Genomic DNA, 20,643 nt, shown 5'->3' with positions numbered 1-20,643 from the left:
TTTGACCAAAACTGAAACTTCACCCAGCTTTTTTTTCTCCTTCATAAAGAGAAAAGCGGTGACGACCCAATGAAGGCGACCACAGATATGAATCGGTCGCCTTTATTTTTTCCTTTTCATTGATCTGCCAGTACAAATCCCGGTGCTGAATATTTTCAACCAGCAAAGGCATTTTCTGATTGGCCGCCGGAATAGCCGGGTCCAAAGCCAAAATCATTCCATCTTGGGGATAAAGAATCCGTGCTCCAGGATAGGCCTGAGGCTTTGAGCTTTCTTTTTTTTTCATTTTCAGCCAGAGTGACTTCATCGGAAGGATAATGCTCTTGCAGCCACATCATGGTTTTTTTCCAAATAGGCGCAGCTCCGGTGACACCCATCACGTTCCACATGGGTTCACCACCAAAGTTACCAACCCACACCCCGACCGTGAATCGGTCGTTCATACCCACGCACCAGTTGTCACGCATATCCTTGCTGGTTCCGGTTTTAACTGCCGCTCCGGAAAGAGCCAGCGCCGAATCCAGACCGAACCCCAATGCGCGGTTTTGATTCTCTGTCAGAATCATTCGCACTTCCTTAGCACTTTCCACAGTAAAAACTGATTGTGATGATGGCAGTGTCTCTTGCGGTTGCCACTTCATCGGGCCAAAGTATCCGTCACGGGCAAGACTGCGATAAGCCAGCGTCAGATCCTCCAGCGTCACGTCAGCCACTCCCAATGCCAGAGCCGGGCCATAGTGTTCCGGGTCTTCCAGATTTTTGAAGTTCAAACTTTTCAGTTTATTCCAGAAAGAATCATCATTCAGCAGCTTAAACACTTTCACGGCCGGAACATTCAATGAAGATCCCAAAGCGGTCTTGGCCATCACCCAGCCATAAAACTGACGATCATGGTTCTGAGGTTTATAGACGCCACGATCAAAAACAATATCCACAGCCGAGTCCTCAATCCAGGAGTCCGCATGAAGCAAATTCTTTTCAAAGGCGGTCGCATACAAGAAAGGTTTCAAAGTCGAACCCGCCTGTCTTAAAGCCTGCACTCCATCCACATAAGGTGCTGATGACAAAGCGCCGGAGCCACCAACATAGGCCCATACTTCGCCAGTGGCGTTTTCAACGACCAGCACAGCGGCATCGTTGACGTTTTGCTCTTTCAACCTGCGGATCTGACCCGTGATCTGTTCCTGAATATAATTTTGCAGGTCCCGATCCAACGTCGTTTGAATCAAACCCCGCTGCCCTTCGCGGGAAATTCTTTGCGCCAGATGCAGAGCCTCGTTGCTGGTGCTCATCTTAAGGTTATTGGCATGACGAATACGCGATTCAAAAGCGGAACATAAATCCGGCGCTTGCCAACAAGCACGCTTTTCCCACTGTTTGGCATCTGCATTAGGAGAGCGAATTAAAACCGCCAACAAAGTTGCATCCAGACGCGAGACATCCCGAGGAGTCTGGCCATACATATTCCAGACAGCAGCACTCAGACCTCGCGCCTCACCTCGAAATCCGACCAAATTCAGATAGGCCTCTAAAATTTGCTCTTTGCTCCAATGTCTTTCCAGCGCCGTCACCGCCACCACCTGGCGGAGCTTTCCTGAAAAACCCTGCCACAACTCTTTGCGGGGATGGAGCAATTTCAGAAGCTGCATGGAAACCGTACTTCCCCCACGTGAAGAGTCTTTGAAGTTTCGCTGATAGGCCGAAGCCACCAAAGCTTTCCAATCCACACCATGATGTTGCTGGAAGTTCTTATCTTCTGAAAGAAGGACGGCTGAAATCACGTCGGGGGAAATATCTTTATACTTCACCCATAAGAACGAACGCTTGGAAAGATCCTGACGCCATTGCTGCAGCGGCTGACCTTTGCGATCCACCAGGAAAAGGTCCGAGCTTTTATAAGAGCTTTCCACCTTGGAAAAATCCGGCACGGACGGGGACGTAACGGCATAATACCCAAGCCCCCCGGCAAGCCCCAGCACACAGGTTCCAGCGATGATTCCCGCAGCGACCTTTTTCTTCACTCTTGAACCTTCCAAACGGATTCCGGCAGCTCTGCAAACAGGTCCGGGCTGTACATGGCTTCCACGCGTGTGATTGGCAACTGGTAGGTGCCGACCTGATTAAAGCGCACCGTGTATTCAATTACCTGTTCTTCCTGTGGGAACCAGGAATGATAGAAGCGAATCAACTCAGGCCTTCTTTCCACAGACGTCGCGTAAGAGGCCTGAAGAACACTCGCTCCCGTTGGAATCGGATCTTCCACAACAACCCAAGTCTGAGCGGCCTTCGCTTTGATCTTAAGCTGAACCCTCGCAGTGTCCCCGACACTCCAGACACCTTTCTTTTTCTGCTCAATAGCCGTGATGCTCTTTTCCACATTGAATCCGGCAAATACAGGTTTGCTCAGTGGTATGGCGGTTTTCGCCGAGACCGTAATCCAAGGATGACCTGCGCCCTTTTGCTCAAGGGCCAGCTCTCCTGTGGCCGTTGTCCATGGCAAGGTCAGCACTCCAGCTCCGCCTTTTGCCCAATTCCAAGTTTGAGAATTCTTATTCAAATTCGCAACGAAGCTTCCTTCGACTTTTTCCGGATAAACTTCCTGAAGCTTTCTTGCCGTCAATGATCCCCAGGCATTCGCCGCCGTCAAAGCCCATGCGCCCTGCTCCTGACGACTTAATACTCCTTGGAACAAACGAGGAGCATCCTGCTTCCATTGCGGCAATGACACTGTCGTCAGGATCAAGCGCAGGATGGAACTTTCCGAATCCCTCATCAACCAAGGCATATTTTCAAGACCTTCTTCGCGAAGCTGCAATTTTTTGGCAGAGAAATAGAACCGATTTCTAAGCACAGCTTCTATTTCTGCAAGCTTTTGATCACGGCCCGGAAGATCTTTTTCCCAAAGATGAATCTGATACCATTCCACCAGACTGTACAGCGGCCATTGATTGGGTTGATAGTCCACACCTGAAAGAAGATCCACATTCAAACGACGATAACGGGAAAGAGCCTCAAAGACTGAGATTTTTTTCAGAACCGTATCGGCCCGGTTAAACTCGCCACCATCATTCAGACGTCCTTCTGCAAATGCGTTCATGGCATCCAGCAAGCGAGCTTCGTGATCATCACTGAAGGTAAAGCCCGCTTCATGCGCCACACTCAGAATATAAGCCGTCAGATTCACACTTCCAGGTGAATTTCCAGGGAAGTAACGAAGCAGGCCGTTGCCATCAATATAAGCGTCCAACTTTTCTTCGATCTTCTGCCAGGATTTCTTTTCATTTAAAGAAACTGTGCGGGACACCTGTTGCTCAAGGCAGGTGAAAACATAGTTCTTCCAGAAATCCTGAATACCGGCGATCGAGCCGCCCAGGGAACTCGCCACTTCCACTTGCACTGAACTTTTCGCTGGATCGGCCCCTTGTGGCTGTTGCAACGACAACTTCTTGAAGTCCGGCCAAGAGCCCCATTGGCTTTGATAGATTCTTGCCACTCGCAATGGCAGAATAGTCTGCGTTTTCTTGATTTCATCCAGCACGCGGCCTTGAGAATCCTTGGCCGTCATAATGTAGGTCAAGGTTCCCGCCTGTGGCACTTTGATATTCCAGAAGACTTCTTTGGCTTCCCCGGAATTCAAACGAAGTTCCTGCGCTTTCAGCCCCGCTTGATTCGGAGTCACGGCCAACGTCAGATTCAAACTTTGCCCATTCGATGAAGCATTACGCACTGTAAAGCCTGCACGGAAATCATCCCCCTCGCGCACCACTGAAGACAGCCCCGGAAGAATCATCAGGTCCTGTGATGACTGAATCGAAGTCCACCCTGTTCCAAATTGATCTTTGCCTTGCAAAGCCACCGCCACAATACGGAAGCTGGTGGTGGAATCATTCAAGGTCACATCCACCTTGGCTTCACCTTGGGCATTCAATTTGACGGATGGATTCCAGTACAACAATGTATCAAACAGTTCCCGGCGAACTCCCCCGCCGCCATCCCCACCAATCGGTAAGGCCTTCAAACCAAAGTGACGACGTCCCACCACTTGAGTTTGCGAAGTCGCCGTCTGCACTGTGTGCGGGCGCAAGCGCATCATCGACGACAAAAGATCCCAAGTGCCATTGTCTCGCAACGCCAAAAGTCCTTCATCCACAGCGACCAAAGCCACCTCTGCTTGGGAGGCTGGGCGCCCCAGATGATCCTTAACACTGACCGTGACCTGCGATTTCTGGCGAGCCTTGTAGGTTTTCTTATCCGTATTGACGGACACCTTCAGAGTGTTTTCTTTCCAGCCCACTTTGATTTGTGCCAGACCCAGTTTGTATGCTGGCTTTGCCAGATCCACTAAGGCTGTAGGTTTGGGATCAGCCAAACGTCCGCGAATCGCAAAGGCCGACACCACGACATTGGGAACATATTCTTTCTTGATCGGAATTTTTATCGTCGGTCTTTCCCCTGACACATCTACGACTTCAGAATGCACAACCCCATCACGCTCGACAGTCACCAGTACTTTGGCGTGAGGGAATGGTGTTCGAAGCTGAAACTCCGCCACTTCACCCGGTTCGTACGTTTTCTTAAACGGAATCAGATCCGCCCGATCATTGTCATCAGCCCCGAACCATTGAGTTTCCCCCGGCTTGAGAATCCATTGGGAAACATTGGCATAGCTGACTCGCCCTTGAGGATCTTTCGCTGAAACCACCGCAATAACAGTTCCTGCGATTTTGGATTTTCCACGGCAAAGAAACTGACCCTTGGCATCGGTGGTGCCCTTACAAAGCTCTCCGACCTTTTTGTATTCCTGGAAGTCCTCATAAGCATAGAAACCACCCACCAGACGTTTTCTGTGGGAGTAGTATCTGTTTGTAAAGAGATCAACCTGAACGGACTGACCCTTCAAAACTTTTTGTAGCAGGTCCAACGCCACCACATCGAACTCGACAGAATCCTGAGTCGCTGACCATCCGCGGGCTTTAATTCCCAGAACAACAGAAGAAGGCCACAACGGGAAGGTACGACTGACACTTTGGATTTCACCATTAGGATCTTTGAATTCCACTTCGGCACGCAAGTTTTGCGGGCTTGCGGCGTATTTTATGCCGCTCACCACTTCCTCTGCCACACCTTGCTTATTCAAACGGAAGTCTTTAACCCCACTTTGTGGAATATAGCGATTGCCATCGCCCTCTCCCTGACGGAACAGTCCTTCCTTCACAGCCCCATTGGCAAAAGAGTAGTCACTGAAATCATCATCTTGAGGCGAGAAATACCCCGGCTCAACACTCCAGCGCATTTTTGCCTGAAGATCGCCCGTGGGGCCGCCCGAGAAATAGGTCCCCGCCACCTGCACTGGAATATCTTTCTGCAGAACATAAGACGGTTGACGACCATCCACACGAACCTGAATCAAGGGAACACGGAAGCTTTCAACCGCCACATCGCCCACAGGAATTTGCATGGCAGGCTTTTCACGTTCTAGCGTTAAGGACCAACGCCCCAGTTTAACTCCGGCAGGGATTGCCCACGAGAACAATGCCACGCCTGTTTTTTTATCCCACTTCAAAGGCAGCTTAAACGACTGCAAACCCGAATCATGAGTCAACGAGATCTTTGTCGGCCACTCGGTTTCTGCCGGAAGATCCAATCCTGTACCCGCTGTTTTACGAAGGACAATCTTGGCAGACAGCTTTTCTTCCGGCTTCAACAAAGTTCGATCCAAAATCGCATGTCCCAGGATGGGCGTCTCGACATCTCCTCCGCGAATTTGGAATCTCCAGCTTTCAATTCCCTTATCCCATGACGTGTGAGTGAAACTGAAGTCATCCCCTTTTTCCGCGACTGCAAAAAAGCCGCTATAGAAGCTGCCTGTTTCATCTCTTTTCCAGTCACTGGTGGGTTTGGCGAACTTGAAGGACGCCCAACCTTTGGCATCAGTGGTCGCTGTCGCCATCGAGTTCCCGGCATTATCAAAAATCTGCACCTTGGCACCAGCCACGGTTTTCGCAGATTTGAGTTCGGTCACCCACACCCAGGCCTCTTGCTGGGTGAATTTCACATGCACGGAAAGATTTGTGACCAGTCCCGCCGAACGCACAAAGAACGGTTTCTTTTTGTCCAGCAGACTTTCCCCTAAAAGAGGGCTTTTCATTTCCACAACATAGAATCCGTTGCCCTTCAACGGCACCCCAATCACTTCAGTTTCTGCAGGACTGGCAGGTTTCTTTATCTGAATTTTTTGTGTCGGTTTATTTTTCCACTTCAAAGGCTCTTCACCATAAGGTCGCTGTTGAACTTCACTGAGCATGGAAATAATAGATTTAAAATCAGCGGCCTTAAACTGCCCCGTCCACCCGGCAAACTGTGTGTCCACAGTTTTTTCCACACGTCGCAAAGTTACTGCCATCGCCGCATCCGCGCCGGATTCAATCACACCAAAGCTGGAGGCAAATTTTAGCAATGCCGGATCATCCCCAGTTTTTACCTTTAACGGGAACTGCGCTTGGTTCGACAACAACCGTCCGTCTTCATCCTTAAGGTTTTTAGGAATCACGACAGTGAATTGAGACTTCTGGGTGAACGGACCTTTGAACTCCAGATAGCTGATACGTTCTTTGGAATTTTCATCATCCAAGCCCGTTGGCTTGATTGTTTTTTTATCAAAAGTCTCTATATAGATCTGACGGGCATCTTGAATACTGATCGATGAGTTGAAGGACAAGCGCATTCCCAGCAGAGGCACACAAGGCTTCCCAGCCCCTTCACGCTCACAACCAAATTCGGCCTTGAACGGCTCACGAACTTGAAACTCGAACGTTTCGTCTTCCTGAGACGTATGACCCGAAGGAGATTGAACCCACTTGGACCAGACAAGACTGACACGACCACCTGCGGGGAAAGGGCGCTGAGCCTTCAGAACAACGAAGTCACCTTTGAACTCGTCTTTTTCATATTGGTATTCTTCCTGAGCCGCTTTTAGAATTTTTTCCGCCTCGGCGCCAGTTATCTCCACTACTGGCAAGCGATCTCCCAAGCCTTCTGCGACAAAATAGGCTTCCGTTTTCAGAGTTTCTCTTTTTACTGGTGAATCCAGAACGACTACAAAGTTTTGCTCCGGATCCATGGGGCGATACATCTGCGGGAAAATTTGCTTCACATGAGGCCCCCCCGTATTGAAGCGGTACTTTTGCCCGTAGACTGTAACCTCACAAGAAACACCACCGGCCAGTGGTTCCTTATAATCAAAGACCCAGTTTCGCGTATCAATCCAGCGGCCCTGTCCCTTCTTGATATCAAAACAGGAACTCTGTGCCGGACTTTCCAAATTCAGCTCGCCGAACTTCACCATAGGTTTGGCAAATTCAATTCTCACCTGCTCGACAGATTTTACGTATCCTTGTGGAGTGAAGGTATTTACTTGAGCTTTTTCCTGAGCAAATCCCAACGAAAAAATAAGTGCGGCAACAACGTTGAACATAAGAAGAACTCCTTCAGTCCTCTAAGCTTGTCTGCCTATCATGAAATGGTCACCGCTTGATGCCCTATGACGATGCCTCGGAAGGGCTCTTCAACTAAAAACTAGACCAGTCTGGACGCGCCATCTGAAGGTTTTCTCTATAGGCATCTTAGCTTTTATCTATTGGAGAGAGGCTCTAAAAACATGAGATAATACAAATAAGTAAGGAGGCCTTATGACGACTCTTGAAACCAGAGCCAGATTGGCTCCTAAAATACGCTTGGGCCGTGTGGTCATCTACTTCTATCTAGGCGTTTTCATCTTGGTCGGTATTGTCGCCTATTTTGCGAATGGATAATGACACGACCAAGAGTCGATGAGTAAACTGTTTTGCATATAAATCACTGAAAGGGGATCTCATATGAAAAACATGTTACTCATCGGGCTTGTATCTCTTTCCATGGCAGCTTGCGCTCAAAAGGAAAAAGCAGCCGAAACACACAACCATGATCATCACAATCATGAAGCGGCAGCGACGACGCCAGCGCCTCAAAAGGCCCAGGCGGTATTGAAAACTGTCAAAGGTTCCAAATTGAAAGGCATCATCCACTTCACTGAAGAAAACGGTAAGATGAAAATTGAAACCCTGGTTGAAGGCATCAAACCAGGACCTCATGGATTCCATATCCATGAAAAGGGTGACTGCTCTGCTGCCGACTTCTCTTCTGCCGGGGGCCACTTCAATCCAGGCAAAGGCAACCATGCAGGTCACGATGTGACTGGCCGCCATGTGGGCGACTTGGGGAATCTAGTGGCAGATAACAAAAGTAAAGCCAACTCCACTTTGATCATTGATGGTATGACCATGAAAGGTGCAGAAAGCATCATCGGCAAAGCCGTGGTTATTCACAAAGACAAAGATGATTTGAAATCCCAGCCTGCGGGCAACTCCGGCGCACGCATCGCGTGTGGAGTGATCGAGGCTCTCTAGTTTTAGAGAACCTCTTAAGAAGGGTGAAGGCTTAAACGGCCTTCACCTTTTGGAAGATTCTTCCGAAGATACTTTCGCCTTTTTCGTTCAGCATCTGCATCTCGACCGTATCACCAGACTTCATAAACGGAGTTTTAATAGCTCCAGCTTCAATCTGCTCGATCATACGCTTTTCCGCCAGACAGCTTGAGCCATTGCCGTGTTCTTCATTGGAAACAGTCCCGCTGCCGATAATAGTTCCAGCCGCCAGGTTGCGAGTTTTCGCCGCGTGAGCGATCAACTGCCCAAAGTGGAAGTGCATTGCCCCCGCATTGGCTTTACCGAAGAACTCACCATTGTATTTCACATGCAATGGCAGATGAATACGCCCGTCTTTCAAAGCCGTACCCAATTCATCAGCCGTCACCGCAAACGGAGACAGCGCAGACGCTGGCTTACTTTGGAAGAAACCAAAGCCTTGGGCCAGCTCTTCTGGGATCAGACCGCGCAAAGATACATCGTTAATCAAAACATACAGGCGGATGTATTTCAGGGCTTCTTCCGGAGTCACTCCCATTGGGACATTATCCGTGATAACACCCACTTCGCCCTCGAAGTCCGTGCCGTGAGCAAAGTCACGCTGAGGGATATCTTCAGTTGGAGCCAGGAACTGACCACATTCGCCCTGATACATCAAAGGAACGGTTGCCAGAGTTTCTGGCAACGCCGCCTTACGAGCCATGCGAACAAGTTTAATATGATAGATAAATGCCGAGCCATCAGCAAAAAGCCATGTGCGAGGCATCGCGGAATGGAAGTCTTCTTCTTTCACCGCAAAGGCCCCGGAGGCCTTACCCTCATTCAGATCTGTATAGAGCTTCTGCAAGGCAGACTCTTTTTCAGACCATTTTTCCATTGCTTCGCGCAGGTTGGGAGCAATATGGGTCGCTTTTGCCGCGGTTTTAAGATCACGGCTGATCACGCACAGTTGCCCGTCCTTGCTTTCAGAAGACTTCAAAGAACCTAGTTTCACGTCAAATCCTTAATCAAAAGTAATCATCAAGTTAGCACCAACAGCGCGATAGTCTTTAAGACCTTTCGCCGCTTCACCACTTGCTGATTCATAATACAAAGTCGCCCCCAACTGTGGAGCAAACTTAAAGCTTGCACCGATCAACAAAGGAATCAGCGGAGATTTAACATCTGTCACTTTACAGCCAGTTTGATCACAGGAGCTGTCCAGGTTCATACCCAAAGAAACACCGGCAAAAACACCCGCGTATTCTTCAAATTTGTACATAAGAGCCACTGGAATATCCAGGTAGTTCATGCTGACCTTGGCTTCTTCACCAGAAGCATCGTCTTTTACGATCAACGGTCTTTGTGTGAACAACATCCCTGTGCGCAAATGCAAAGGACCAGAAATTGGGAAGTGCGCTGTCGCACCAAACTGGAAGCCCATCTGAGATTTAGCAGAAGCTGCAGCCGCATCCACTTCCCCAGACTGCTGACGAATACCCACTTCCAAACCATAATCGATATCAGCCAAAGCCACCGAAGACATCATCCCCAAAGCCGCCGCAACCATTACCACTAACTTCTTCATTATATCCTCCAGAAGAAAATCCAATTCAGAATCATTCAATATCCACGCAATATACTACCAACACCAGCACACCGAAGCATTAGTTTTTACAAGGCGCAAGGAGAAAGGCGTACTCCCCGTACGCCGCCGACGCAGCAACGCAGCTAAAAACTAATGATCCGGCGCGCGGGTTATTTGTCTAAGCACCAGGGGGCATTCAATGCCATCTCATTTATAACCTTATCCAAAGACACTTCGCTATGCTCCAACGCAAGGTGATGAGCCTCAACCGTGCCACGCGCCGCAAGAACAATGACAATCAAAGGCAGAAGAATTCTTAGCACGATCTCTATTTTGCCGCCCGGCTGTGGTGAGTATTCATCCTTCCAGTCGCCGAACTTCAGGCTTTTGATCAACATGTATCCCAGACTGAATAGCAAAACCGTGATTACTGTGAATATCCAAGATTGATTCGTCGGCATACTTTGGAACTGCTGCAGCCAGGATTCAAAATTCCACTGACTGTATTCGGCAAAACGCATGCGTTGACCAAACTTTGCGAAATGAAAGAAGTCCATGTAGGTCAAAGCACAGATGGCAAACCATACTGCCACGAAATAAAGCTTGTAGAGTACAAACAAAGCTTTGGGCCATTTTTGTGTAAACGCCTGCAGCATGAGCAAAAAATAAACCGGTAAAAAGATAAATCCAAAGATCAGAAGATCAAACCGAAAACCAGCAAAGAAGGACTGGGCAATTTCCACGAAGGCCGCGTTCGGAGTCGCATGAAACACTGAAAGAAAATACAAATTCATGCGGAACAAAGTCATAAAGGCAATCAGGGCTACTGCCAGAAAACCTAACTTAAAGAAAATCTTCGTTGAAAAACGCAGGGAGAAGATAAAACGATTCGGCATCGAAAAGTCCTTTGACTGATTATCAAAAGCAGAATGAAAATGAGTCTCAACAGGAGTCAGTATATGGCCTCGATGGCACTTTACAACTATTTTCGCAGCTCCACCTCTTACCGTGTTCGCCTGGCTTTACATTACAAAGGCCTGCAGTTTGAATATAAACCGATCAATCTTCTAAAGGGTGAACAGCTTTCCGCTGACTACAAAAAAATCAATCCATTGGGTGGCGTTCCCACCTTGGTTCACGACGGAAAGATCATCCCCGAATCCTTTGCGATCATGGAATATCTGGACGAGGTCTTCCCGGATAGCCCCCTGCTCCCCAAAGATGCTTACACCAAAGCGCGCATCCGCCAGGTGTGCGAGGTCATCAACTCCTTCATGCACCCGATGGCCAATCTGAAGACCTTGAAGTACATGGAAACCAAACATGGCTATGACCAGAACCAAAAAGACGAATGGGCCCAGCACTGGATCAGCCAAGGCTTGGAAGTTTTGGAAACAACTTTAAAAGAATTTTCGGGAACCTATTGCTTCGGTAACGAGATCACCATGGCCGACCTGTTCCTGATCCCACAGCTTTTGACGTCACAAAGATACAAAGTGGATATTTCCAAATATCCCACTCTGGTAAAGATCAACGAAAACTGCCTCAAACTGGAAAGCTTCCAAAAAGCCCACCCCTTCGTACAAATCGACACCCCAGAAGAATTCAAAAGGAAATAGCACCAAAAATGCAAAAGCGAATCAAGCCTTCGCCAGATTCGCTTTTGATGGTCCTCCTGTCCGTACAAAAACAGGAGATCCGATATGCGTAAATCAACCTATTTACGTTTTCGGCGAATTCTAAAAATTACTAAAGAGATTGTGATTATTGCCGGACTTATTCTGGGAGTATTGCAGATTCTGAAGTTGGTTTAGAGGTTCCTGCTGGCTTCTGACGTGTACAACAGGACCAAGGTCGGTCTTGCCGAATCCCGGACAGAAAGACCAATGCCCTTTTGGCGAAGGCACCTTCTTCCCTGCTGCCCGCCGCATTCAGCCTATTAGTTATGACTAATGAAGAGGAAGTTCCATTTGTCGATGACGGGAATAATTAGGAACACCAGCATCGATACGTTCAGCCACATAAAGAAAGCCAACCAGCGCTCAGTGCCGTTGGATTTATAGTAGCGGTAGAACTCTTGAAGTACTTTGAAACAGAACGGGAACGTCAGAAGAACAAACATCCAGCTGGCGTGAACAAACATCGGTGCCGCTAAAGCCACACCCACATAAACGAAGGTGTACAAACCCACTTGGAACAAAGTGCGGTCCATCCCCAAAGCCACAGGCAAGGTCGGAACACCACCCTTGGCGTAATCATCCTTATAGCGAATTGCCAACACCCAGAAGTGCGGCATCTGCCACAAGAACATGATCAGGAACAAATACAAGGATTCAGAATTCCAGATATCAGGATTTGCCACCGCATACCCGATTGTCACCGGCAAGGCACCAGGAATTGCCCCCGGCACAGCCGCAAAGGCCCAACGACGCTTCCACCACAAGGTGTAAGGACCGTTATAAAGAAACACACAGAACAACCCCACCCAACCTGCCACAGGTTCCAAGGTGAAAAGGAAGTTCAAGCCGACAACCAAAAGGCAGACAGCCAAAATACCCGCCGCCGCAGGTTTGATCTTACCAGACGGAATTGGACGCTTGGCCGTGCGAGGCATCTTGGCGTCCATCTGCCAGTCTTGCACTTGATTAAGCGCAAGAGATCCCGAGCTAAGGAAATAAATCCCCGCCAGAGTCTCTAAAAAGATTTTCCAATCAAATGTGTTTTCGATCTGAAAACCGGTGGCATAGCCGGCCAGTCCCGCAAGAACTGAAAAAACGACTATGCCAAACTTGGTAAGATCCGCGTATGTACGTAACACGATCTTAAAGAGGGCTGATCTCTGGAACGCGAGTTGCGAAGTCCAAAACGCAGATAGCAAATAGCAACGCCAGGAAGAAGAATCCGATACCGAAGATGAAACGATTCATCTTAGTGTCGTCCTTCAAGTGCATGAACCAAAGGATCACAAGGCCTGCTTTTACCAGGGCGATCAAGAATGCCACTGGAGCTGCCCAGGAACCCATCTGGTGATGGAACTGGTGCGCAAATACAGTCAGGAAAGTCAGACCAAACAAAGCCAGGGCAACTTTGAAGTAAGTTGCCATTGGCGTGATGTGTGGATGAAGAACATTTGCGTTGTTGTCGTTATTTTGAGCCATGTATTACCCCACCAAATATAAAAGAGGGAATAGGAAGATCCAGATCAAATCGACGATGTGCCAGAACAAACCAACACCCTCAACCGGGATCCAGTATTGACTGTGGAAGTCACCACGAACCGTACGGATCAAGCACCAAGTGATCAATCCGATACCGATCATAACGTGGATACCGTGCAGACCTGTCATTGTGTAATAGAAGCCGAAGTACAAACCAAGGTTTGCGTGCTCCGCACCTACTTTAGCAGCATCCAGGAACTTACCTGGGTACAAGCCCAAGTGGAACTTATGCTGGTATTCGAAGTACTTGATCACCATGAAGATCGCCGCACAAAGAATCGTGGTGGCCAAAGCCAGCACAGCCTTCTTTTGTTCGTTCTTCTGGATGAAAGAAATCGAAATAGCCATTGTGAAGGATGAGAAGATCAACACCAAAGTGTTCACGAAACCCATCTTCCAATCCAAAGATTTCGCACCTTCTGCGAACATCTCCGGATACATGCTGTGGTAGTAGAAGTAACCGACAAAGATCGCACCGAACATCAGGATCTCTGTCAGCATGAACAACCAGATACCCTCTTTACCAGAGGAGTACTGTTGCTCGGCTGTTTTAAAGTGGTGAGCGACGTGCGCTGTGTGAGCGCCCTGTGCGTGATTATCTGTACTCATAAGGCCCCGCTGTTACTACTGGTTCAACACTGAAGTTGTCGTGAGGAGGAGGAGATGACGTTTGCCATTCCAACGTTTTAGAGCCCCAAGGATTCATAGGAGCTTTCTCACCTTTCAATAGACCCTGAACGATTGTGTATAGACCGACCAAGAATCCAATCAGGATCAGCCAAGAGCCGACCGTGGAGATCTTGTTCAGAGTCTCGTAAGCTGGGATGTAGTCGAAGTAACGACGAGGCATACCCATTGCGCCCAAAACGAACTGAGGGAAGAAGGTCACGTTAAAGCCGATGAAAATGAACACGAAAGAGATGCGAGCACCCGCTTCACTGTACATTTTGCCGAACATTTTCGGGAACCAGTAGTAGTAACCACCCATCAACGCCATCAATGTACCACCCACCATTACGTAGTGGAAGTGAGCCACCACGAAGTAAGTATCGTGGAAGTGAACGTCAATTGGAAGAACTGCCAGCATGATCCCTGTCACGCCACCGATGGCGAACAAGAACATGAAGCCCAAGGCATACAACATCGGAGAACGGAACTCGACGGAACCTTTATAGAAGGTCGCAACCCAGTTGAACATCTTGATCGCCGTTGGAACCCCTACCAACATTGTCAGGAAGGAGAACACGATACCCGCTGTACCAGACTGACCGGATACGAACATGTGGTGACCCCAAACGAAGAAGGACACCGCCGCGATACCCAAAGAAGAGTATGCAATCGCCGTGTAGCCGAAGATGACTTTCTTGGAGAAGGTCGTGATCAGCTCAGAGATGATACCCATCGCCGGAATAACCATGATGTAAACCGCAGGGTGAGAGTAGAACCAGAAGAAGTGCTGGAACAATACCGGGTCACCACCCAGTTTAGGATCGAAGATACCGATACCCAGGAATCTTTCCACCGCCAAAAGAAGCAATGTGATACCCAAAACCGGAGTCGCCAGCATCTGAAGGATCGCTGTCGCATACAAAGACCACACGAACAAAGGCATTCTGTGCATAGTCATGCCAGGAGCTCTTAGTTTGTGAACGGTCACGATGAAGTTCAGACCTGTCAGGATGGAAGACATACCCATGATGAAGGCCGCAAGAACCATCATCGCTGTCGCAGTCCCCGTTCTGATAGAATACGGCGTGTAGAACGTCCAGCCTGTATCAATCTTCGTAGTGAAGAAAGTTGCAATCGCCAGGATCGCACCCGCCATGAAGCAGTACCAGCTCAGAAGATTGATCTTCGGGAAGGCCACGTCTTTCGCTCCGATGTGAAGCGGCAGGAAGAAGTTCCCCAAAATCGCCGGGATACCAGGAACGATAACCATGAAGACCATGATCGCCCCGTGGTATGTCATCACCTGGTTGTAAATATCACCGTTAGCCAGAATCTGACCCACGTTTGGAGCTGCATTTGGAGCAAAAAGCTCCAAACGAAGCAACAGAGCCATAACCCCGCCAACGAAGAAGAAGAACATAACCATGATGAAGTACATCAAGCCGATACGTTTGTGATCGACCGTGGTCAACCAAGACCAAAGGCCTTTTTCAAAATTAATATAGTTGTCGCCGTGAGCTGTAGTTTTCGCCATGCCCAACTCCTTACTTCAGATTCTTGATGTACTCAACTAGAGCACTCAGTTCGTTTTCGTTCAGCTGACCCTGGAAGGTGGGCATAACGCCCTTAGGGAAGCCTTTAACGATGTGTTTGTTTGGCTCAAGGATGGATTCACGGATGTAGTTTTCGTCGAACACGATCTTAGTGCCATCATCCATTTCTTCTTCGTGTCCAAATTTCTGGAACAATGAAGGACCGACCATTCTTGCAGGGCTGTCTACCGCGTGGCAGGACGCGCAGGCCTTAACTGCAAACAGTTTCTTACCTTTTTCGCCAAGTGGAAGATTTCTTTCTTCCTGACCTTGCTCCATATATTTGTCGAACTCTTCGCGAGATACGACTTTCACCTTACCGATCATGGCAGAGTGAGAAGTTCCGCAGTACTCTGTACAGAACAAATGGAAATCACCCAGTTTGTCCGCTCTGAACCACAAAGCTGTGTAACGGCCTGGAACCGCGTCTTGCTTAATACGGAAAGATGGCACGAAGAAGGAGTGGATCACATCAGAGGAAGTCAGAAGAATCTTAACATCCTGATCGATTGGAACCACGATTTCATTCACCGCTTTGTAACCGTTCTTGTATTCAACTTCCCAAGCCCACTGTTTACCCAATACGTTGATTTCCAACGCATTTTTAGGCATCGCGCGCATTTGGTGATAGATGTACCAACCCCAACCGAACACAGCCAGGAAGATCACAAGTGGAATGAATGACCACAAGAACTCCAAAGCGGTGTTGTGAGAGATATACGCTGTTTTATCATTAGGAGTCTTACGTCTGTACTTCCAGACGAAATAGATCATCCCACCGATGACAAGCACGCAGGCAATGAAACTTGTTACAAGCAAGAATCCGTAAAGATTGTCGACCTGCTTCGCAATCTCGGTTCCTTGCGTGGGCATGAAGGATTGGGCCTTCGCAATATTAAACCACATCATGTACCTTTATCTCCCCGCCGTATTGTCCTGCTCTCTGCGAGCACGAATCCATACAGGCAATAACCAAATTACCATCACCAAAACCATCACCGCTCCGCCCATCTTCATTACGTTGAAGGCAACAAGCGTGTACTTGCTTTGGTGTGGGTCATACTTAAAACAATAAAGCACCAAGCTGTCGACGAAGGTTCCGATTTTCCCATCGGTCGCTTCGTTCAGAGCGATCTTGATGTCCTGAGGATTAAACATAATCCCCGGCAGATAGCGCGAGATCGTTCCATCAGGAGTGATCACAATGGCCGCCGAAGCGTGTGCCCACTCTTGAGCTTTCTCGTCCCATCTGAACTTGAACCCCAGAGCCTGCATCATCGCCTGCACTGTGGACTCGTCCGCCGTAATGAAGTGCCAGTCCTTTTCGGCGCCCGCACGATCATACAGCTTCATGTAAGTCAGTTTTTTATTAGCCGCCAAGTCAGGAGTCTCTTTTGAGTCAAAACTCACAGACAACAGCTTAAACTTCTTACCTACCGTCCAATCCTTATCCATCAACTTGAGCGCATCTGTCAGACCGTTCAAATGGAAGTTACAAAGACCCGGACACGAAAAATACACTGGCGAAATAACCACCGGATGCTTACCATCGAAGAAAGATCCCAAAGCCACTTCCTGGCCATTGTCGTCTTTCACTTTCATAGTCAGGTCGATTTTAGAACCCAACTTTTCGTCGATGCCGACACCTTCAAGCTCTTGGGGCTTTTCACTAGCCACCATCGGAGCTGGCTTACCGTCGTAAGCAGGAGCCTGAGCTGAAAACAAAACGAGAACGGACGCCACCAGCGCCGCTCTCATTGCTTTTGTTTTCAATACAAGCTCAACAGCAAGCATGAATAAACCCTTAATTATTGTGCGGTTTTTGCAAACTCAGCAACTTTAGCAGGATCGTCTTTAGATTTATTTTCAGTGATAGAGTCGATGAAATGGATCACAGCCCAGCGGTCAGCTGGCTTGAAGTGAGAGTATGCCGCCATAGACGTACCCTTGATACCATTTTGCAGAACTTTATAGTGAGAGATAACGCCTTCACCTTGAGTCCACTTACCAGCAACCAGGTCACGAGGCTTTGGATTCAAGCCTGCACCCGCAGCACCGTCGCCTTTGCCTTCGTTACCGTGGCACATAGCGCAGTTTGTTGCGAAGAACTTCTTACCGTAAGCAACCATTTCAGGAGTGGAAACCCATGGCTCTTGTACTTTCGTGATGTCGAAAACAGGAACCGCACCCTCTACAACAGGGGCATTTGGATCTACAACGTTTTCACCAAGATCAACACCTTTATTGATCACAACGATGTAAACGAAGAATGCGCAGACGAATACCATTGAAAAGGCAAACGCCAGCAGACCACCACGATTATACTCATCTCTAGCTTCAGACATAGGTTGGCACTCCCTAGGGGACGCAAAGTAGTTTTGTCACAGTATTGTAATATATTAAACGATAACTAACCGAAAACAGACCGATGGGCAACCTATTAAGCCACCCCGGACTAGATGATATTATGCGCCGCAAAAGAGTGTGGCCTTAAGAAAACAGATAACTCCGAGTGATGTTCACAAACTTTTCGGGGTTTTCGATGTTTGGGCAATGCCCCAGTTCGGCGATACGCTCAAACTTACCGTTCGCAAACAAACCCGCCAGCGCCTGAGAATCAACCTCAGGAAGAAGTTTGTCGTGCTCTCCGTGAAGCACCAAAACTTCATGCTTCACGGACTTCAAATCGCCACGAACATCAAGCCCATCAAGAGCTTCAAGCACCCAGTGCCCTACCGCCTTCACAGCCTTGAAAGCATCCTCAACCACCACTTGGCGGAAGAAATCGGCCTCGGCATTATTATTATGAATCGTAGATCCAATCACGGCCGCCGTCAGATCCTTGTCCAACTTCATCTTTTCAAAAGCCGTGATCATGGAAGAATCAAAGGTCACCCCTTGCGCCCCAACAGAGTCCAGCAAAACAGCCTTGCGGAATAAAGTCGGCTCTTTGGCCAACATCAAGGCTGCAATTAGCCCCCCGGTGGAATGCCCAACAACATGATAAGGCCCAGCCCCCAGGGACTTGAGCAACGCGATGAAGTCCTCGGCAAACAAATGCAGATCCACTTCCTCGCTGCTTTTCGGAGCTGTACTTTGCCCACAACCACGGAACTCACCATAGATTAATGATCCGGAGTAGTTCTTTCCAGCAGCTTGTTTTTTCCAAACTTCTTCCGCCGGATACCACCAGCGATTGGACGCCAGATTTCCATGAATGAAGAAGACACTTTCAGGAACAACGCCGGAAACAACCTCGTGATGAATCATTCACGCCCCACTGTCACCTGATCCTGACCGCTGCGAGCTTCGCCACGGAAAGGATAACCTTCGAAATCACGGCCGGAAGAAAGCAATTTATTGCCCATCAGGATTTCATAAACCCACGACGCCGTGAAATACGGAACCGCTTCGACCATTTTGTGTTCAGAGCCATTGATATACAAACGACTGGCACGAGCTGCCGCCGGAACCGCATTCCAGTATTCATCCAGCACACTTGTTTCAATATACTGATCCTGGCGTGCGATCATCAGATGCAATGCCTTGGCAGGAATGGTGTGAGTCAAATCCACGGGACGGAATTTACGAATCCCCTGCACCAGACGGAAAGTCGCCTCGAGCTTGAAAGGATTTTCCAGAACCACGGGCTCGGCCTGCGGATAGGTGGCATAGATAATCTGATGCAGATAGTGATCATAGAGCTCATCATCCGTCATCTTGTTGTAAGGGAAAATCTGACGAGTCGCCCAGATCTGGGATTTGATCCAACGATCCTGACCTTCAAGGGGGCGCGTGAACGGCGCCATCATGATCAGATTTTTCACCAGCGATGGATAAGCGGCGGTGAAGCCTGCGGCCACACCACCGCCATAAGACAGTCCAGCAATATTAAATGGACCTTTTAATTTCAATTTTTCAAGAAGGACCTTCAAGTCCTGCACCTGATCCTGAACAGGAACCGGCGCTACAACAGGCGCATACTTCAAAAGAGTCTGCCCCTGACCGATTGGATCATAACGAAGAACACCTACACCCTTTGCCAGCAGAGCATCAACAAAACGCTCCCATTGACGGGTGCTGTAAGTCAGACCGTTGATCAAAATAACCGTCGGCTGTTTTTCCTTCGCCGGAACATAGTCCACATACAATTCTTTTTGCGGAGCAACCTGAACAAATCCTTTGGTCGCTTCGACACTTGCCAAAGATTCCAAGGACACCAAGAAACCTGATACCAAGACAAAGAAAGCCAAGAACAGAGATCTCATCGAAGTCACTCCTTACAAAAGGTTGTTGTTAACTACAGAACAATACCGCCATCAACACTCAGGACGGTGCCATTGATATAACTTGCCTGCTCGCTGGCAAGGAACAAACATGCGTTTGCAATATCTTCAACTTCACCCAGACGAGCCACCGGAACTTTTGCGGCCATGCCGTCCAAAGCTTCCTTCGGCATTGCCTTGGTCATCGCCGTTGCAATAAAGCCCGGAGCAATCGCATTGGACGTAAAGCCTTTACGACCCAATTCCTTACCCCATGTTTTCGCCATACCAATAACACCCGCTTTTGCCGCTGCATAGTTGGTCTGACCAAAGTTTCCATACAAACCCACCACCGAAGAAATACTGATGATACGTTTGTGCGTAGACTGCGGGTTGAATTTTTCCAAAAGAGTTTTCGTAACATTGAACAAGCCCGTCAGGTTGGTAGAGATCACCGCATCCCAATCTTCCGGAGCCATTTTCGCGAAAGACTTGTCGCGCGTGATTCCTGCGTTGTTCACAAGAATATCCACAGCCCACGGCAAAGAAGCCGCTGCTTTACTTACGGAGTCACGATTGCCAACATCCACTTGCGCCAAATGAAGTTGCGCTGAGTATTGGGAAAGTTCCGCTTTTGCGTTTTGCAAAGCCTGCTCGGAGTAATCCCAGATGGAAACATTTCCACCCGCTTCAAGAAAGCTGCGAGTGATTTGAAAACCGATACCAGAAGCACCGCCAGTGACGATTGCGTTTTTATTTTTGAAATCAAAATTAATATTGTTCATACGTCACGAGTACCCCGACTCTCCCCCCACCCGTCAAAGGAAAAAGCACTTTTTCGCTCGGAGTATAGAGCTAAAGCTCTAAAAA

At 48.5% G+C, this 20,643-nt stretch carries 19 protein-coding genes; 3 read left to right on the top strand and 16 right to left on the bottom strand.

The window, feature by feature from the left end:
• Positions 1–19: 19 nt before the first annotated feature.
• The 3 genes from ACES2G_RS01280 to ACES2G_RS01270 are packed head-to-tail and all read right to left on the bottom strand — an operon-like array spanning position 20 to position 7,474.
• Positions 20–217 carry a hypothetical protein gene (locus ACES2G_RS01280; RefSeq protein ID WP_374001074.1) on the bottom strand — a complete coding sequence of 66 codons (198 nt, stop codon included), beginning with the start codon at positions 215–217 and terminating at the stop codon, positions 20–22.
• A complete protein-coding gene (pbpC, locus tag ACES2G_RS01275; RefSeq protein WP_374001073.1) occupies positions 156–2,021 on the bottom strand; it encodes a penicillin-binding protein 1C in 1,866 nt (621 codons plus the stop codon). Before pbpC ends, ACES2G_RS01280 begins: the two co-directional genes overlap by 62 nt.
• On the bottom strand, positions 2,018–7,474 hold the full coding sequence (locus ACES2G_RS01270) for an alpha-2-macroglobulin (RefSeq protein WP_374001072.1): 5,457 nt from the start codon (positions 7,472–7,474) through the stop codon (positions 2,018–2,020). The genes pbpC and ACES2G_RS01270 overlap by 4 nt, the downstream gene beginning before the upstream one ends.
• A gap of 214 nt (positions 7,475–7,688) precedes the next feature.
• On the opposite strand from ACES2G_RS01270, the gene ACES2G_RS01265 reads away from it, so the two are divergent.
• On the top strand, positions 7,689–7,811 hold the full coding sequence (locus ACES2G_RS01265; protein WP_347356730.1) for a hypothetical protein: 123 nt from the start codon (positions 7,689–7,691) through the stop codon (positions 7,809–7,811).
• A 63-nt stretch (positions 7,812–7,874) separates the two neighbouring features.
• The gene (locus ACES2G_RS01260; protein ID WP_347356729.1) at positions 7,875–8,444 is read left to right on the top strand and encodes a superoxide dismutase family protein; all 570 of its coding nucleotides are present in this window, start codon (positions 7,875–7,877) and stop codon (positions 8,442–8,444) included.
• A gap of 31 nt (positions 8,445–8,475) precedes the next feature.
• On the opposite strand, the gene ACES2G_RS01255 is transcribed toward ACES2G_RS01260, so the two are convergent.
• The 3 genes from ACES2G_RS01255 to ACES2G_RS01245 all read right to left on the bottom strand — a co-directional run bounded on the left by ACES2G_RS01255 (position 8,476) and on the right by ACES2G_RS01245 (position 10,925).
• Positions 8,476–9,456: a fumarylacetoacetate hydrolase family protein gene (locus ACES2G_RS01255; protein ID WP_347356728.1), complete on the bottom strand. Its 981-nt coding sequence runs from the start codon at positions 9,454–9,456 to the stop codon at positions 8,476–8,478.
• Between the two features lie 9 nt (positions 9,457–9,465).
• Positions 9,466–10,029: an outer membrane beta-barrel protein gene (locus ACES2G_RS01250; protein ID WP_347356726.1), complete on the bottom strand. Its 564-nt coding sequence runs from the start codon at positions 10,027–10,029 to the stop codon at positions 9,466–9,468.
• Positions 10,030–10,199: 170 nt separating this feature from the next.
• On the bottom strand, positions 10,200–10,925 hold the full coding sequence (locus ACES2G_RS01245; RefSeq protein ID WP_374001070.1) for a hypothetical protein: 726 nt from the start codon (positions 10,923–10,925) through the stop codon (positions 10,200–10,202).
• 63 nt (positions 10,926–10,988) lie between these two features.
• On the opposite strand from ACES2G_RS01245, the gene maiA reads away from it, so the two are divergent.
• Complete coding sequence (gene maiA, locus ACES2G_RS01240) at positions 10,989–11,648, top strand: maleylacetoacetate isomerase (protein ID WP_347356723.1); 660 nt, start codon at positions 10,989–10,991, stop codon at positions 11,646–11,648.
• 320 nt (positions 11,649–11,968) lie between these two features.
• On the opposite strand, the gene ACES2G_RS01235 is transcribed toward maiA, so the two are convergent.
• The 10 genes from ACES2G_RS01235 to fabG form a co-directional block, all read right to left on the bottom strand.
• Positions 11,969–12,847: a protoheme IX farnesyltransferase gene (locus ACES2G_RS01235; protein ID WP_347356722.1), complete on the bottom strand. Its 879-nt coding sequence runs from the start codon at positions 12,845–12,847 to the stop codon at positions 11,969–11,971.
• Between the two features lie 4 nt (positions 12,848–12,851).
• Positions 12,852–13,187, bottom strand: a complete 336-nt coding sequence (locus tag ACES2G_RS01230; protein ID WP_347356720.1) for a cytochrome C oxidase subunit IV family protein — start codon at positions 13,185–13,187, stop codon at positions 12,852–12,854.
• A gap of 3 nt (positions 13,188–13,190) precedes the next feature.
• Positions 13,191–13,856 (bottom strand): cytochrome c oxidase subunit 3 family protein, encoded by a 666-nt coding sequence (locus ACES2G_RS01225; RefSeq protein ID WP_347356719.1) that lies wholly within the window; start codon positions 13,854–13,856, stop codon positions 13,191–13,193.
• Positions 13,843–15,450, bottom strand: a complete 1,608-nt coding sequence (ctaD, locus tag ACES2G_RS01220) for a cytochrome c oxidase subunit I (RefSeq protein WP_347356718.1) — start codon at positions 15,448–15,450, stop codon at positions 13,843–13,845. Before ctaD ends, ACES2G_RS01225 begins: the two co-directional genes overlap by 14 nt.
• Before the next feature lie 10 nt (positions 15,451–15,460).
• Complete coding sequence (gene coxB / locus ACES2G_RS01215; protein WP_347356716.1) at positions 15,461–16,417, bottom strand: cytochrome c oxidase subunit II; 957 nt, start codon at positions 16,415–16,417, stop codon at positions 15,461–15,463.
• 6 nt (positions 16,418–16,423) lie between these two features.
• On the bottom strand, positions 16,424–17,281 hold the full coding sequence (locus tag ACES2G_RS01210; protein WP_374001069.1) for an SCO family protein: 858 nt from the start codon (positions 17,279–17,281) through the stop codon (positions 16,424–16,426).
• 35 nt (positions 17,282–17,316) lie between these two features.
• Positions 17,317–17,853, bottom strand: coding sequence for a cytochrome c (locus ACES2G_RS01205; RefSeq protein ID WP_347359746.1), 537 nt, complete (start codon positions 17,851–17,853; stop codon positions 17,317–17,319).
• Positions 17,854–17,998: 145 nt separating this feature from the next.
• A complete protein-coding gene (locus tag ACES2G_RS01200; protein ID WP_347359747.1) occupies positions 17,999–18,778 on the bottom strand; it encodes an alpha/beta hydrolase in 780 nt (259 codons plus the stop codon).
• Positions 18,775–19,776: an alpha/beta fold hydrolase gene (locus ACES2G_RS01195; RefSeq protein WP_374001068.1), complete on the bottom strand. Its 1,002-nt coding sequence runs from the start codon at positions 19,774–19,776 to the stop codon at positions 18,775–18,777. Before ACES2G_RS01195 ends, ACES2G_RS01200 begins: the two co-directional genes overlap by 4 nt.
• A 32-nt stretch (positions 19,777–19,808) precedes the next feature.
• Positions 19,809–20,558: a 3-oxoacyl-ACP reductase FabG gene (fabG, locus tag ACES2G_RS01190; protein ID WP_347358654.1), complete on the bottom strand. Its 750-nt coding sequence runs from the start codon at positions 20,556–20,558 to the stop codon at positions 19,809–19,811.
• Between the last annotated feature and the right edge of the window lie 85 nt (positions 20,559–20,643).

Source organism: Bdellovibrio bacteriovorus, assembly GCF_041888015.1.
In the GTDB taxonomy this organism is placed as follows: Bacteria; Bdellovibrionota; Bdellovibrionia; order Bdellovibrionales; family Bdellovibrionaceae; genus Bdellovibrio.
The sequence above is the reverse complement of the archived record's forward strand: the minus strand, read 5'-3'. Positions and strand labels throughout refer to the sequence as shown.